This is a genomic window from Paenibacillus sp. JCM 10914 (assembly GCF_001315105.1).
In the GTDB taxonomy this organism is placed as follows: domain Bacteria; phylum Bacillota; class Bacilli; order Paenibacillales; family Paenibacillaceae; genus Paenibacillus_AQ.
In genome coordinates this window covers 53646-67112 of record NZ_BAZR01000015.1, presented here as the reverse complement: position 1 = coordinate 67112, position 13467 = coordinate 53646, and the positions used below count along the sequence as shown (strand labels likewise).

Genomic DNA, 13467 nt, shown 5'->3' with positions numbered 1-13467 from the left:
CAGATGTATATCGTAAAAGTCTGTGATGGACTTTTTTTTACTCCAACAAATAGAACATATATTCCCCTACGATGTTACCTTCTTAACTGGATAGAGGTGTTAAATGACTACAAAAACATCAAATCATTATTATTACGTTTATTGTCCAGAAGGTGTCGAAAGTCGTTATGAGTTGTTGGTGTTCAATGAAGATAATCCTTTTCTTCCGTTAACCGATTTCTATCATGATAGCAAAGGAAGAATCAGCCAAAGCTCTGCACTCTCCTACTTGCAAACACTACTTCCTTTTTTTACATGGCTAAATAAGCACAGCAATTATCAAGGTAGTCGTGTTGAGTGGAGTGATCCACCAGAAGCCATTCGTGTTGCCATTGAAGATTACCTCATGAACGAAATGTTATGTAAAGTGAAAGAAAAGGATACGTTTCGTTTTGTAAATTTAACTCATAAAAGTCCGAATACGGTGAATCGATTTCTATCGTCTGTGAAGTCATTTTACAAGACTATGATCTATCTGAGACAGTATTCCTTCTATAACCCTCTAATCGATTCACAAGCCATTTTGACCGATTACAGGGGCCATACTGAGGGGGCAAGGACAAATAAGCCACGAATGCCGTCCATGAGCGGAACAGAAGACCCCATCCCAACACGCCGATTAACAGACTCCTTTTTTAAGTTAATCAACGAAGAATGGCAACCCCAAATTATAGACGATCCTGATCTACCCTATCAGGTATATAAGGCGGGTAAGAGAGCGAATTGGTCAGATCGAGAGATGATCATCGCTCGTATGTTATTTGAAACAGGAGCCAGAGCTTCGGAGGTCATAGAGCTTACAATTGGCGATTACCGTGCAAGGAAGAGCTTCCAAGAAGTCAGCACTTTCAATAAAGGTAGCCATGGCCGCAAGGTGAAATTCTTGCGGTTCGGTAAAGACACTGTAAAACATCTGAATCATTACATTAACACTGTACGAAAACAGCATGATCCGAACCATTGGGGATTTGATGAATTGCCTGATAACGCACCTATATTCCTTACGGAGTGGGGAACGCCTCTTATGTATGAAGCCTGGTATTATCACTGGAATAAAGCGATGCAGATAAGCCAGCTCAAGCTAAACCCCCACAAAGCCAGACATTGGTTTGTAACAACAAGACTAAGGGAAATTTATAACATATCAAAAACGGAAGTCGAATTTAAACAACGTAAAGATGAACTCATTAAGTACATGAAGTGGAAAAACCAAGACACAATCAAAGTGTACGAGCATTATTTTGACGAAGAAAAGCATCGGAAAGCTCACGATCAAATGCTTGAAAACATGGAACAAAGAGAGCAAGAGTACATTTCCAATCGTAAAGTAAAACGTAAGCAGGAAACACAGCTAACGCTCATAAAAAACTCAGGCGATTTAGAATTTGATCAAGATTTACAAGAATTATTGGATGGATTGGAGTGATCGTTATGAGCTTTATCAGTGTGAAGCCTAAATCCGAGTATTATTCAGCATTGAAAGAAAAAATAGATCACATTATTTTACATCTGAAAGATGCAAGAGGTGTGTTCTTACTGGATAAAGTGGATGAACGCAATCAAAAGTATTTTATGAATCAGATCATCGAAATGCCGTGGTGTAACCATATGTTGTTTGCCTTACTAATTCAAGCTGATAGAAACTTAGATCCAAAAACTACTGATAATCAATTAAAAAATATTCATCCAAGAATGAAAGATATATTCCATTTCCACTCGCTCCAAGAGATGAAGGAGTTCAATACAGAAGTTCACTTGTACAGCTATCTCAAGGGAGAGTTTTGTCCAGAGCATTCAAATAATATGCGGTCGGAATTTTTGCGTCGTTATAAGTCGGATGCATACCACACCAAAAAATGGATCATGCAGAAATTGAATCAAGAGCAACAAGCCTATTTTGAGCAGTTTTTGTTCCCTATACCGTCATTTGACTCAAGAGATTTTTCTTTTAGTAAGCTGGCTCTCGAAAAGCGTCAAAATAACCGTAAAGATGAGACGGATGCCATTGTCCCCTATTTACCTGAAATCAGAGCGACTTCACGTTTTCGTTGGAATCAAATGAAACGCCTTCGGGATGCCTTCTACAAAGCCATAGACGAGGCACAGAAGCGTCCTGATTGCCTGCCGTTAGAATTTCACTACGATGAACCTGAACGCATTGGAGAACGTCTTTATTTCCGTTTGTGGGACAAGCCATCCTTTGTCTCTCACTACCAGTATCAATTCACTGAAACGGTTGTTCAGGTTGCTAATGATCGCAAAGGTGCGTATTCAGATGATAATAACCACTTCTATGTTGAATATGTTAAGGCTGAACGGATCGATGATGATGATGATGATGAAGCCGATGGATTATGGTTCGCAGAGATAATTCAAGAAGGCATACTGGGTCATGGAGTCAAAACGCAACGAAAGAAGAAATAAAATTAAAGCGTACTCTCTTAAAATCATGGGGATACGGTTCAGAAGAATCTGAAGAGAATCCTATCCCTTTCTGGTCAGGACATAAAGGAATCCTGTACCAAAGCACATTTGTTTCTTTGCATAAAGATAAGGTAGAGGGCATTTTGTTTGACGTAGAGCCGATTTATGTCGCCTGCACCTTTGCTTTGTTGGCGATTGATGTTTTTACGACAACTGGAGCAAGACTGAACGAATTGTTGCAGATCAACAGCACCAGAGAGTGTATTCAGATTAAAAAGGTAAAAGAAAAACTTCATTATTCCTTTCGTGCGATCCCCAAAGGACGTGACAAGGTTGAAGAATTCTACATCAGTAAACAAACAATGGAATATATTCAAATTGTACTTCGGATGTTAAAAGAGCATTATCAAAGCGACAAGATTCCAAGTGTTGAATATCGCTATAGTCGAAGACATCTGTTTCCAGAACCTAAACCATATTACTTTCAGTATCAAAATAAGGCAATGAAACATACATGCCTCTATTCATGCATAAAATTCTTGCTTCATGCAATGCGATTTGAAACTCAAGAAGGAACACCTGTGACGGTGAAAAGCCATCTCCTCCGTCATGCATTCGCTACTGAGGCGGTACAACGACAAAAGATACCACTCGACATCGTTGCAAAAGTTCTTCACCAAAGGGATGTAAATGTTACGAGCTATTATTCTGCCCCTACACCTACACAGATAGCTCAAGCCGTTGGTGAATTACATGATGTCATTGCAAGCTATGTGGACATTGATGAAGCAATTCTGCGTAGTCCAGAGGAGCTACAAAGAGAATTGGATGATCACAATAGTAAAGTCGGTGTTTTTAATAAGGTGTTAGGTGGTAGTTGCGTTACAGATTATATATGCCCTACGAAAATGGCATGTTTAGGCTGTAAAGCGAAAATCCCTGAACCTGAGCAAGAACATGAATTACATGAAGTGATTAAGCTTTCTAAAGATATGGAGGAACGCTTTACGAAAATGGGGCTTGATGTGGAAGTTAAAAAGGCAAAAGAAATGCGTAAGCAAGCCAGAATTGAACTTAAAGAAATTGAGTTGATTAAACAACACAGAGAGGAACTGCACTATGAACCAATTATCCGTACCAACAAATGATGATCGTCCTTGGCTTCATACTGCTCATAAAAAAAATAAAAATCGCTCCTTCCAGTTAGGCAAATCTGCTATCGATTCTTTGGTGAAGGAAGGTAAGTCCGTAAGCTTAAATAGCATTCATAATAAATCTAAAGAATTTGATCCTACAGGTAAAGGAATTCATCCGAATACAATAAAAACGAACGAATTGTTATTTGATTATTACAAGCAACACAGCCATACGTATAAAAAAAGACAAACAAATAAACGAGCTTCTCAATTTAGCATGACACATGATACCGATCTAAGACGCATTAGCCTAATCGTGATCTTGTACAGCTTCGTCAAAAATACATGAAGTTAACGAAACAGGAGCTTGTAGATAAGCTGATACAGACGGAGCAGTTCATTGCCGAAAACCATAGCAAATGGACTGCAAGTATATTTGAGCAGTTTAATTGAGTTTAAGCTCACGGACATTTTAGTTATTTTTTTAATCCGTTCTCAACACTTTTTTCACTTTTACTTCATTTGAAAACAAGTTGGTAAAGGTAATGATATAGTAATGGTAAGGAGGGTTATGCGGTCCTTCAAAGGTCGTTACTTTCAAAGTTGTCTCCCAATAATATTGACCTTGCTCCAAACGTTTGACTTCAACGACATCATCGACCATGAATTGTCGTTCATCCTTGTATTGTCGAAGCACGTTCCCAATCGGTTTGAATAAAGACCACACGAATGCGTCCCTGAGCACATCGCATGAAGATTGTTCTTGACGGCTTGGATGGTGGGCTGTTTCATTAGCAACCGTATGTAACGGCGTGGATACAGACAGAGAAGCGGCAAGTACGGCATTTGCCAATAATGTTAGCCGCATGATAATAACCCCCTTTCAAGGAGGTATTCTTCCCCCGATTTAACAAGTTTATAAATCCATTGCACTAACGAATACGATGTTTCAAAAGAGCAAATGTACAAAGTAAAATTGTTGTTGTAAATAATAAAAAGAAATGGATGGAGTTCAGATTTTCTCTGTAGACTCTATCCATTCTTTTTTTGCCAATAAAATGTCTAACATTATATTCAATCACTTATGCTTATTGGTTATATTGGACTTCTTGTCACTTTTAATAAAATACTTCAGGGTGTCATTGATTCATATTTTCATTAACCAGCCGGGTACGGTTATGAATGGCAGCAAGATCCGCGGGATGCTCGCGGATATACCTCTCGAATCGATCTGAATTCAAGACTTTGCACATAAGATACATATTGCCGTCCCCGTTCTTGGAATCGAACTCCAGAATGGATTCATAGCCGCTTCGCCGGTACATCGCTGCCAGCCACGGATGCCGCTCCGCGGTTGCCAATGTAACAGCAGGCCATTTGTATTTCCCGAGGAGTATCGTTTGCTCGACATAGCGGATCAATCGCGCTCCGAGCCGGTGACCCTGCAGCACCGGATCGACCGCGAACCACTTGATGAAGGGAAGATCGGTCACGTCGCGAACGTCGCCCTCCAGCGAATACGTGATGGTTGCCGCGATCGAACCATCCTTCTCCAATACATAGCATTCATTCCGCTCGATATTCGCCAGCGCCGCATCCTGCGTAACATATGCCGCCGGCCACTTGAGATTCAACATGCGGATCGGTTCGTAGGCCCGGTATAGAAGATTCCTTAAAGCCGGGGCATCCGCAGCAATAGCCAGGCGTATGACTTCATGCTCCTTATCGTCCATCTTCTACGATCCTCCACTTCAGTCCTAAGATGATAACTCAACAGGCAATGGCTCGAGGCTCTCCTGTGTCCCGTTCCACAAATGGCATCGTACAGCATGACCTGCTCCGACCTCCGACCATTCCGGCATCTCGGCGGCACAACGCTCGAACGCATGCATGCATCTTGATCGGAAGGGACAGCCCTGGATGGCGGTCGAGGGGTCGGGTAAATCCCCGCTTAGAATGATGGGCTCTCTCTTCTCACCGCCCCGTTCGGCCGGAATCGACGAGACTAACGCTTGTGTGTAGGGGTGCCGTGGATTGTTATACAGATCATTCACATCAGCAATCTCTACAATGCTTCCAAGATACATGACAGCGACTCGATCACTCACATAGTGCACCACGTTCAGATCATGGGAAATAAACAAATAAGTCAGAGACAATTCACTTTGCAGCGTTTTGAGCAAATTCAAAATCTGCGCCTGTACGGAGACATCCAATGCCGATACGGGCTCATCGAGCACCACGAATTCCGGATTCAGCATCAGCGCCCTTGCAATGCCTACCCGCTGCCGCTGCCCGCCGCTTAACTCATGGGGATATCGATCCATATAGGAAGCATTCAGACCTATCCGGTCCAACATCTCCAGAACTTCGTTTTTGCGCTTCTGCCGGTTACCCAGCCGGTAATACTTCAGCGGTTCTTCCAGAAGACGGCCAATCGTGAATCTCGGATTCAACGAAGTATAGGGATCCTGAAATACATATTGGATTTCTTGACGTAGCTCTCGTAAGGGCTTTCCCTGTGCATTCGTAATATCTCTTCCTTTATACCAGAGCGAACCACCACTAGGCTCAAGCAGCCGCGCGGTCATCTGGCCGACGGTAGACTTGCCGCAGCCACTCTCTCCTACCAACCCAAGCGTTTCTCCTCTTCTGATGGCAAGCGATACACCGCGAACAGCACGGAGCTTCTTGCTCACAGACAGAGAACCTTGTGAGTAGGTCTTCTCGATATGCTTAAGCTCAACCAGAGACTCCTCATACGACAGCATTGGCATCCACCTCCTCCGCCAGAAAGCATGCAGCAGCATGCTGTTTCCCTACATGGACAAGGGGCGGCAGCTCCTGTCGGCAGCGGTCCGCAGCGTATGGACACCTCGAAGCGAATCGGCAACCGCTTCCTCTCTCATGCAGCGCGGGCACCGTACCCGGTATGGAATACAGCGGACTGCCTTTCTTCGCTGGCGTGGGAACGGAATTCAAGAGACCTATAGTATAAGGATGCCTTGGATGGTCAAAAATCTCTGCAGCCGTTCCCTGCTCCACCACCTTGCCTGCGTACATGACGATCATACGATCACACATATCTGCGATCATACCAAGGTCATGTGATATGAGCAGGATCGCCGTCCCATCGTCTTTACGGATACGTTGCATCAGGTCCAGAATTTGGGCTTGAATCGTAACGTCGAGCGCAGTGGTCGGCTCATCAGCAATAAGCAGCCCCGGATTACATGAGATCGCCATTGCATCATGACCCGTTGTCGCATGCCGCCGGACAATTGATACGGATATTCATGAAGCAGTTTCTCCGGTCTTGGTAGACCCACCTTACGGAACAGCAACACCGCCTGCTCCAGTGCCTCCCTCCTTCCATATCCCATATGAAGCCTTAAACTCTCCATCACCTGATGGCCCACCGTCAGACCAGGGTTCAATGAACTCATGGGATCTTGAAAGACCATCGATATTTCCTTTCCCCGAACCGATTGCATGTCGCGGTTGTTATACGTGTGCAGCGGCAGCTCTTCCTTATACCAGAGATCTCCTGCACCAATCCGCATTGCTGGAGGCAGCAACCCGAGCACGGAAAGCGCTAGAACGCTCTTTCCGCAGCCGGACTCGCCGACGACACCCACGATCTCCCCTTTTTCAATCCGGAAGGATACGTCATCCAGTACATTCACAGCCTTCCGACGAGACACTTGAAGCTCGACTTGCAAGTTATGGACTTGAAGTACAGTCTCATTCCCTTCGATCCGCTGATGAGTCTCCTGCAACTTCCTCTGATAAGCCTTCTGTTCCATCTCCATCACCTCTATCCTCTCTTGTCCCTTACATCACGGATTCCGTCACTAAGCAGATTGAACCCAAGCACCGTTAACGTGATGACAAGCCCGGGAGCAAGCGTGAACCATGGAGCCTTTCCCAGATAGCTCTGTGATTCATTCAGCATTCTACCCCAGCTGGGATCGGGTGGCTGTACACCCAAGCCCAAGTAACTTAGTGCAGCCTCAACCAATATGGCCGTTGAGAAACTGAGCGCTGCTGTCGTTACGATGGAAGATGCAATATTAGGCAGAATCTGGACGAATATAATGTTGGCATGCCCTGCGCCTATTCCCCTTGCTGCCTTTACATATTCTGCTTCTCGATGCTGCAGCACGCCGCTGCGAATCACGCGAGCGAATGAGGGAACGGATAGAATGCCGATCGCGAGCATCGTCTGGAACATGCTGGGCTGGTAAATCGTGACCAGCAGCAAGGCGATAAGGATACCGGGAAACGCCAACAATGCATCTGTTCCCCGCATCAATAGTTCATCGAGCCACCGTCCCACATAGCCGGCTAATGTCCCAATGATCAGCCCGCCGCTTAACCCGATAGCTACGGAGACCGCTCCAACCATAAATGCCGTCTGAGCGCCCACCATAACCCGACTCAGAACATCCCTGCCAAAATTATCGGTTCCCAGCCAATGGCTCCAACTCGGCCCCTGCAGCCGATCGGCAATGTTCATGACATTCACTTGGTGCGGGGTATAAAACAGGCTGACCAGCATCATCAAGAGAAGCAATGTAATACATGACGCGCCCAGCGCCAGACTGAAGCTGTAATGTCTCTTCATCATCGTTAACCCCTACTTCAAACGGATTTGTGGATCCAGCCAGCGGTAGGATAGATCGACTATAAAATTTATCATGATAACCGTAAAAGCAATGATTAGCACTAAGCCCTGTACTAACGGATAATCCCGATTTCCAATCGCAGTAATGAGCAAGCTGCCAAAACCCGGCAACGTAAACACCTGTTCAATGACCAGACTGCCGGCAAGCAGCTCACCAAAATGGATACCGATGATCGTAATAACGGGAAGCAGCGCATTCTTCAGCACATGACGGTAGTGTATCGACTTCTCGGGCAACCCTTTACTTCTCGCCGTTCTCACATAATCCAGATTGAGCTGCTCCAACATCGTCGTTCGCAAATACCGAACCACAATCGCGATCTGTGGAATAGCCAGCGCGATGGCGGGCAGCAGCAAGGACCGGAGTGCCAGCAGCGGGCTCTCCGACCAAGGGATATAGGTGCTGACCGTTACCCATTTGAGGCTCAGGCCGAAAATGAGAATGAGGATAATCCCCATCCAGAACGACGGTACCGCCAGTCCGATCTGGGTGCCGATCGACACGGCCATGTCTATCGCTTTTCCCTTCGTCCTGGCTGCCAAAATACCAAGCGGGATACCAATACCAACCGTAATGGTCATCGCCAGCACGGCAAGCGTAATGGTCACTGGCAATCGAGCACCAATCAGCTCAAGGACCGGTTCGGAGAACCGCAAGGATTCTCCGAAATCCAGTAAGGCAATCCCCGAAATCCAGTCGATGAATTGATCGAACAACGGACGATCCGTCCCTAGCTTAGCCGCAAGCATCGCAATTTGCTCATCGGTTGCTTCTACACCAAGAATGGTGAGCGCAGGATTACCAGGAATGATGCGGAACACGGAAAATGTCAGGATGACCACGAACAACATCGTCAGAAATAGCGTGAGCGTACGCCTTGTATAATAATTCATGTTGGGCAAATCACCTCCGACTGTCCTACTCCGTAAAATAGACACTCGACAGATCTTGGACATAGAGCGGATACTGCTTATACCCTGCTAGTTTCTTGTTCAGGGCCACATTGGAATTAGGATCCATAATATAGATGGCAGCCGCGTCATCGGCAAGTATGCGCTGAGCTTTCTTATACAGTTCCACGCGCTTGGCATCGTCCACTTCGGTCGCTGCGGAGTGAAGCGTCGTATCAAACTCAGCATTGTTATAGTTGAAGAAGTTATTCCCGGCGTCAGAGAGGTACTTATTCAGAATCTGGTAAGGATCCAGCTTGCCGTCCAGACCGATGATGGTCAACTCGTAGTCTCGTCCTTTGTAGATCCGTTCCAGCCATACGGCCCACTCCACCGGTTCGATTTTGACCTTAACGCCGATCTGCTCCAGTTGCGCGGCGACTACCTGTGCCGTATCAACATGAAACTGGTAATTGGATGGCACCGACAGTTTCGTCTCGAACCCGTTTGGATAGCCTGCCTCCGTCAACAAGGCTTTCGCTTTATCCAAATCGGTAGCATATTGATCTTCCAAGCCCTCCTGATAATATTTCGCAAGCACTGGGCTTAGGTTGGATCCGATCTTCGTACCGTAACCGAACGCAACGCCTTGGATAATCTCATCCTTGTTAATCGCATAATTAAGCGCTTGGCGCACTTTAATGTCATTAAAGGGTTCCTTCGCGTTATTAAGAGCTACAAGCTGCACCAAATTTTGCGGCGCACTTAACGTTGTATACTCATTGGCTATTTCTTCAAGACGCTCCGTACCGATCCGCGGATACACATCCACTTCTCCCGATTTCAATGCCAGCAGTCCAGCTTCCCCATCGGTAATGATCCGGAATTCAACCTTATCCAATGAGGGAACCTCCTTTACATAGTAGTCGGGGAACTTCTCGACAACGAGCCGCTGACCCGGGAGATATTCCTTGAATTTGAATGGTCCGGTACCGATCGGATTCTTGTTGCTATCCTCGTATCTCTTCGGGATGACCGCTGAGGTTAATGCCGTCAGGAAGGACGAGCTATTCTGCTTCAACCGGATCACAACAGTGGAAGCATCCTGGGATTCAACCGCCTGCACATCCTCAAAGGCAGATTGCAGCGGTTTCCCTGTATCGAGTCCTGCCAGGCGCGAATAGGAATACACCACGTCGTCCGCGGTAAGCGGATTTCCATTATGGAATTTGACACCGTTGCGCAGTTTAAACGTATAGGTCAGCCCATCCTCCGACACGTCATAGGATTCCGCTATGGCTGGATTCAGCGCCCCCTCCTCGTCCGGCTTCAGCAGGCCTTCAAACACATTGAACAGCACCTCGTTCGTTCCTGCCGCAACGGCAAGATGCGGATCAAGATAATCCAGGTCCTGCAAAATAATAACGACCACATCCCCGCCTTCCACTTTTTCTCCTTGGGACTGCTCGGATTTGATCTCAGGTGCGGGTGAAGTTGATGTATTCACCGTACCGTCGCTTTTCCCCGCATTAGCCGCGCCTGCGGGCTGCCAGATGGAGATGCGCTATTGTTGCCGCAGGCTGATACAAGCATAAGCAACAAAGCTATAATGAGGATGCTAAGCGGGTGGTGAATATTCCGATTTTTGTTCATGGTAATGACCCTTCCTTTCTTATTTAAGAGATAATTTTGGATGATGCCGATAACAGTTGCGGAAGCTCTTGTATGGATAAAATCACATGTACGGACTCCAGTTCTTCGATGCCCAGGCTGCCGAACCGATTAATCAAGCAGCTTTGCATGCCGGCACGCTCACTCCCGATCACATCATCATAATAGTTGTCGCCGACGTACAGACACTCTTCCGGGGTCGTCCCGGCACGTTCGAGCGCCAACTGGAATATCGCCTGATCCGGCTTCTCGATCCCGACTTCAGACGAGATGACGATCTGATCCAGCAGAGGCAGTATCCCGTTTCGCTCCAGCACATCTCTTGCCGTATGATCCCAATTGCTAATCAGACCCACCCGATAGGAACGTTCTCTTAAACTCTTCAGCACCGCATGCGTAAATGGGAAGGGCTGCCACCCCCCAACCAGCTCCTGCTGGATTTCCAATATCCGGTTGCACTGCTCCGTTAAAGGGAAATGCTGACCCAATGAGTGATTGAGCACTCCGAGATACCAAGCAAAAAAAGTGTCACGTTCCTTGGCAAGCACCCCTGGATATTCCCGCATGAAGTATTTATCCGCGAGATGGTAAGCTTCTTCGATCCGTTCCCTTGCCACATCGATTCCTTGTTCCTTCAAATATCGGGCGTAGACCTGTTCCCGATCCTGATAGACAAGGGTATAACCGAGATCAAACCATATGTAATTGATAGACACATCCACTTACCTCCTCTATCTTTCATGAATCACCGGCAACCAAACCTTCGAAGGATACCGCTCATCATGGTAAATGCACTGGGTCGCCGTCACAAAATCAGCCTCTGTTACCTCGCCCGGACTCACCCATCGGTTCGGGTTACGGTCGAAGGTAGGGAACAACGAGCTGCTGACATGAAGCCGAATCCGATGTCCCTGACGGAATACGGCGGATGTGGGTCCGAGGGAGAACTCATATCGAATCACCTCGCCCGGCACGACCGGCTCAGGCTCGGACAGACTATTGCGGAAGCTAGCCCGTAAGATTCCTTCGGCAATATTGTAGGAACGTCCATCGGGATACACATCCACCAGCTTCGCTACGAAATCCGTATCCTCGGCTGAAGTGGACGCATACAGTTCAACTTTCGCTTCACCCGCAAGCGCAAGATCGTTACCGAGCGGTGCCGATGAATACACCAGCACATCATTTCGAATTTCCACCGAAATCTGGTTGCGCGGACCCATCGGTGTCAAATCCGGTACCGCACCGGATCGGCCTCCCAGTGCCGGTACCGCAATTGATGGATGGTACACGTAGGTGTCCGCATATTCTTCTGCTGGAGGAAGTATGTCTAGCGTGCCGTCTCCGTTGATCGAATTAGCCTTGGAGGTACTATGCAGATAATAGGCGGTATTCACGGTTCCAGCCGGTGGCCATTGCTGCTCTTCGTGCCAAGTATTGGTGCCCATCCGGAAGTAAGTGACCGGCGCGAGCTCGACGCTGGGCTCAACCCCCTTAAGCCAGCGATCAAACCATGCGAGCTGCAGCTCATCGATCCGGTTGGCCGCCTCAGGACCAAAATCCAATTCACCGACGTATCTTGACCAAGGCATGTGAAACCACGGCTCAATGAATAAATATTGGTGCTCCCTTGCCTTCTGTGTCGCTCCCCGTCTCCGTATCTCCGTGAAATTCTCGATCGTTCCGTCGATAAAAATGTCATACCACCCGCCGATATGTAGAGCAGGCACTTCTACCAACTCATATCGTTCCCTTAGAGATGTGGAATGCCAGTAATCGTCCCGGCTCCGATGCTGAAGCCAATCCAAATAGTAGGGAGCCAGCTTCTTAACCGATTCTGGTGGATCAGACAGCGGCAAGCGTTTGTAATAAGCATGGACATCCGCATACAACGCAGACAGCTCCTGCACCCAATCACTTCTGCCTTGGCGAAGTGCAGTATCCTGTGCTGCGAACAAAATCCAGGATTGCTGGAGAGCAAGGTTTAGCGCTCCGTTCCTGTACGCCTTGCCCTGATAAGAATCCGAGCCGATCATCCCGGGAGCGATGCAGGATAAATGCGGCGGCCGGCTCAATGCTGCAAGCCACTGAACGGCACCCGCATAGGAGAAGCCGTACAGCCCTACTCGCGGAATAACTTGCGGGAGCGATGCCGCCCATTCAATGGTGTCATAACCATCTTCCTCCTCATGCAGGTAGGGGTGAAAATCTCCTTCCGAGGACCACCTTCCTCTAGTGTCCTGTATGACTACCACATACCCGTGCCGAGCATACCAGCTGGGATGCGCGTAATTCATCGTTTGTGCATCTTCCTTGTTGTAGGGAGTTCTCAGTAACAATACAGGATAGGGCAAATCGTCATTCGGGCGATAAATATCCGCATGGAGGCGCACACCATCCCGCATGGGGACTGCCACCCCTCGTTCAATCCGAATCGAAGCATGAATGGACATGAAGATTACACCTTTCTGACTGAAAATAAGATAACCGTCGATTGAGAAAGCAAAAAGGAGATGCCGCGCTGACTCTAATCAGCAGCAGACATCTCCAGTTGACTGGTAAATGGCATTATTCCGATGGTTACAATTGGTATTGTGTGATATCGTAACGCAGTTTGTA

The 13467-nt window shown here is 47.1% G+C and carries 12 protein-coding genes and 1 pseudogene; 4 read left to right on the top strand and 9 right to left on the bottom strand.

Annotated elements, in window-relative coordinates; genetic code table 11:
• Positions 1-103 precede the first annotated feature (103 nt).
• The 4 genes from JCM10914_RS16820 to JCM10914_RS16810 are packed head-to-tail and all read left to right on the top strand — an operon-like array spanning position 104 to position 3948.
• On the top strand, positions 104-1465 hold the full coding sequence (locus tag JCM10914_RS16820; protein ID WP_023963170.1) for a site-specific integrase: 1362 nt from the start codon (positions 104-106) through the stop codon (positions 1463-1465).
• Between the two features lie 5 nt (positions 1466-1470).
• Complete coding sequence (locus tag JCM10914_RS31920; protein ID WP_023963168.1) at positions 1471-2463, top strand: hypothetical protein; 993 nt, start codon at positions 1471-1473, stop codon at positions 2461-2463.
• Positions 2394-3611, top strand: a complete 1218-nt coding sequence (locus JCM10914_RS31915) for a site-specific integrase (RefSeq protein WP_370570263.1) — start codon at positions 2394-2396, stop codon at positions 3609-3611. The genes JCM10914_RS31920 and JCM10914_RS31915 overlap by 70 nt, the downstream gene beginning before the upstream one ends.
• The gene (locus JCM10914_RS16810; protein WP_023963164.1) at positions 3583-3948 is read left to right on the top strand and encodes a hypothetical protein; all 366 of its coding nucleotides are present in this window, start codon (positions 3583-3585) and stop codon (positions 3946-3948) included. The genes JCM10914_RS31915 and JCM10914_RS16810 overlap by 29 nt, the downstream gene beginning before the upstream one ends.
• 135 nt (positions 3949-4083) lie before the next feature.
• Here the strand turns inward: JCM10914_RS16810 and JCM10914_RS16805 are convergent, their stop codons facing one another.
• From JCM10914_RS16805 to JCM10914_RS16765, 9 genes and pseudogenes are all read right to left on the bottom strand, one after another.
• The gene (locus JCM10914_RS16805; RefSeq protein ID WP_036718656.1) at positions 4084-4467 is read right to left on the bottom strand and encodes a DUF3888 domain-containing protein; all 384 of its coding nucleotides are present in this window, start codon (positions 4465-4467) and stop codon (positions 4084-4086) included.
• A gap of 271 nt (positions 4468-4738) precedes the next feature.
• A complete protein-coding gene (locus tag JCM10914_RS16800) occupies positions 4739-5332 on the bottom strand; it encodes a GNAT family N-acetyltransferase (RefSeq protein WP_023963160.1) in 594 nt (197 codons plus the stop codon).
• Between the two features lie 24 nt (positions 5333-5356).
• Positions 5357-6370 (bottom strand): ABC transporter ATP-binding protein, encoded by a 1014-nt coding sequence (locus JCM10914_RS16795; protein WP_023963158.1) that lies wholly within the window; start codon positions 6368-6370, stop codon positions 5357-5359.
• Positions 6357-7405 (bottom strand): annotated as a pseudogene (locus tag JCM10914_RS31910) (ABC transporter ATP-binding protein). Before JCM10914_RS31910 ends, JCM10914_RS16795 begins: the two are co-directional and overlap by 14 nt.
• Before the next feature lie 11 nt (positions 7406-7416).
• Complete coding sequence (locus JCM10914_RS16785; RefSeq protein ID WP_023963151.1) at positions 7417-8229, bottom strand: ABC transporter permease; 813 nt, start codon at positions 8227-8229, stop codon at positions 7417-7419.
• 9 nt (positions 8230-8238) lie between these two features.
• A complete protein-coding gene (locus JCM10914_RS16780) occupies positions 8239-9180 on the bottom strand; it encodes an ABC transporter permease (RefSeq protein WP_036718653.1) in 942 nt (313 codons plus the stop codon).
• 25 nt (positions 9181-9205) lie between these two features.
• On the bottom strand, positions 9206-10684 hold the full coding sequence (locus JCM10914_RS16775) for an ABC transporter substrate-binding protein (protein WP_231638686.1): 1479 nt from the start codon (positions 10682-10684) through the stop codon (positions 9206-9208).
• Between the two features lie 169 nt (positions 10685-10853).
• Positions 10854-11564 carry an HAD family hydrolase gene (locus JCM10914_RS16770; protein ID WP_023963145.1) on the bottom strand — a complete coding sequence of 237 codons (711 nt, stop codon included), beginning with the start codon at positions 11562-11564 and terminating at the stop codon, positions 10854-10856.
• A gap of 15 nt (positions 11565-11579) precedes the next feature.
• Positions 11580-13301, bottom strand: coding sequence for a CocE/NonD family hydrolase (locus JCM10914_RS16765; protein WP_023963143.1), 1722 nt, complete (start codon positions 13299-13301; stop codon positions 11580-11582).
• Positions 13302-13467 lie beyond the last annotated feature (166 nt).

Coding starts and splice junctions, on each gene's coding strand:
- JCM10914_RS16820 (WP_023963170.1), top strand. CDS start 104: ATGACTACAAAAACATCAAATCATTATTATTACGTTTATTGTCCAGAA.
- JCM10914_RS31920 (WP_023963168.1), top strand. CDS start 1,471: ATGAGCTTTATCAGTGTGAAGCCTAAATCCGAGTATTATTCAGCATTG.
- JCM10914_RS31915 (WP_370570263.1), top strand. CDS start 2,394: ATGGTTCGCAGAGATAATTCAAGAAGGCATACTGGGTCATGGAGTCAA.
- JCM10914_RS16810 (WP_023963164.1), top strand. CDS start 3,583: ATGAACCAATTATCCGTACCAACAAATGATGATCGTCCTTGGCTTCAT.
- JCM10914_RS16805 (WP_036718656.1), bottom strand. CDS start 4,467: ATGCGGCTAACATTATTGGCAAATGCCGTACTTGCCGCTTCTCTGTCT.
- JCM10914_RS16800 (WP_023963160.1), bottom strand. CDS start 5,332: ATGGACGATAAGGAGCATGAAGTCATACGCCTGGCTATTGCTGCGGAT.
- JCM10914_RS16795 (WP_023963158.1), bottom strand. CDS start 6,370: ATGCTGTCGTATGAGGAGTCTCTGGTTGAGCTTAAGCATATCGAGAAG.
- JCM10914_RS16785 (WP_023963151.1), bottom strand. CDS start 8,229: ATGATGAAGAGACATTACAGCTTCAGTCTGGCGCTGGGCGCGTCATGT.
- JCM10914_RS16780 (WP_036718653.1), bottom strand. CDS start 9,180: ATGAATTATTATACAAGGCGTACGCTCACGCTATTTCTGACGATGTTG.
- JCM10914_RS16765 (WP_023963143.1), bottom strand. CDS start 13,301: ATGTCCATTCATGCTTCGATTCGGATTGAACGAGGGGTGGCAGTCCCC.